Origin of the sequence: Vibrio sp. OPT46 (assembly GCF_015163535.1) — a bacterium.
Taxonomy (GTDB): domain Bacteria; phylum Pseudomonadota; class Gammaproteobacteria; order Enterobacterales; family Vibrionaceae; genus Vibrio; species Vibrio alginolyticus.
Genome location: NZ_JADDYG010000783.1, coordinates 5,118 through 6,568, shown reverse-complemented (window position 1 = coordinate 6,568; position 1,451 = coordinate 5,118). Strand labels below are relative to the sequence as shown.

The following is a 1,451-nucleotide window of genomic DNA, read 5'->3' as shown; positions in this document are numbered from 1 at the left end:
CTCTGCACTAGGATCAAACTCATTCAATTTTTGAATAACAGCGTGCAACATGAGTTCTGCACCTTTATTAACAAATTGAACACCTTTAATTTCAACGATCATTACTTAACTACCTTTATCAAATCTGAGTTGTCTTTTTTGTGAGAGAATGGGATAAAACCTTCAGGGTCTGCATAACCTACTGACATTAACATGACTGTACGTTCGTGAGGATCCAAATCCAGCAATTTTTCAAGTCTCTTTTCACGGTCTTCTACATCCGGCCAGTTGATCATACAAGAGCTTAGTTCCATTGTTTCCAATGCCAAAGCGAACTGCATTGCTACCAATGAGCCATCAATATAGATAACGTGGCGATCTCGCTCTGCTGGATATGCTGAAAGGTCTCCAACAATCGCAATAATCATTGGAAAATTATGCCCAAAGCCAACTGTACCCATTGCGGTATCAGCAACTTTATTCACCATATCTTTGTCGGTTACAACATGAAACTTAAATGGTTGGCGGTTACAGGCAGAAGGCGCTTGCTTTGCAATTGTCATTGCTCGCTCGATCTTTTCCATTTCAACTGACTGATCAAGGTACCAGCGAGTCGAGCGGCGTTGTTTAAACAATTTTTCTAGCTGCTCAGTCGTAATTTCTGAAACTTCACTTGTGTTTTTCGCATAGGGAACTGAACACATCGTTAGCTCATCTAGAGATTGAAGTTTCTCTAAGCACGCAAAGTAATCAGCTTTTGCTTTATCAATATCACTATCTTTACCCGCAATTTCAAAGAAATAGCTAAGCACGCTCACACACCAATCCAACTCTTCCTTTTTAAGTTGTTGGTTGTTGCAAGTGACAACGAAAGCATCAACGGTTTCTTGAATGTATCGAGTAGCAAATACATCTCTTCTTGGGCGCATAATCAAGCCCTTTTCAAGACGGTGTACATTTCGTCTCAACAGAACTCGGTTGTCTTTTGCCTTGGTATTATTATCGTGATACCGCAGACTTCCTTTGAGAACCGATTGGTGTTCACGATAAAACTCCGTGCTAAAAAACGTGTAGTAAAGAGAAGACGTAAAACGAGTTTTGGACATTACTCGCATCAACCCTGCTTTAGTGTTTTCAATTAACGCTTTAATTCGAGTTTTTGTATTCTTGTTCAAAAGCTTTAGTAACAGGCTTTTCATTTAAAACTCCTAATACAATATGTTATCGGCATAAATATCGATTTGGTCATAATTACTGCCATAATTTGAGTCTTGGGATGGAACCAAAGAACGAAATAGCTTGCGCTCGCATATGAAATCAGTGTGGAAATTGCTGCTCCTTCTCCGCCAAACTTGGGGATCATAACGTAATTGAGCACCACATTGATTATGGCCGCGATACCGTGGGTAAAGAGAGAGAACTTTAAAAGCCCCTCTGCTATCAACCACTTACTAAGTAGGGCTCGCATAAAT

2 protein-coding genes are annotated in these 1,451 nt (G+C 40.0%); both read right to left on the bottom strand.

Going from position 1 to position 1,451, the window contains the following annotated elements:
• Positions 1–101: 101 nt before the first annotated feature.
• On the bottom strand, positions 102–1,178 hold the full coding sequence (locus IQR33_RS27750; protein ID WP_042522621.1) for a nitroreductase family protein: 1,077 nt from the start codon (positions 1,176–1,178) through the stop codon (positions 102–104).
• Positions 1,175–1,451: polysaccharide biosynthesis C-terminal domain-containing protein (locus tag IQR33_RS27745; protein WP_193844240.1), on the bottom strand; the 277-nt coding region annotated here is incomplete at its 5' end. The genes IQR33_RS27750 and IQR33_RS27745, both read right to left, overlap by 4 nt.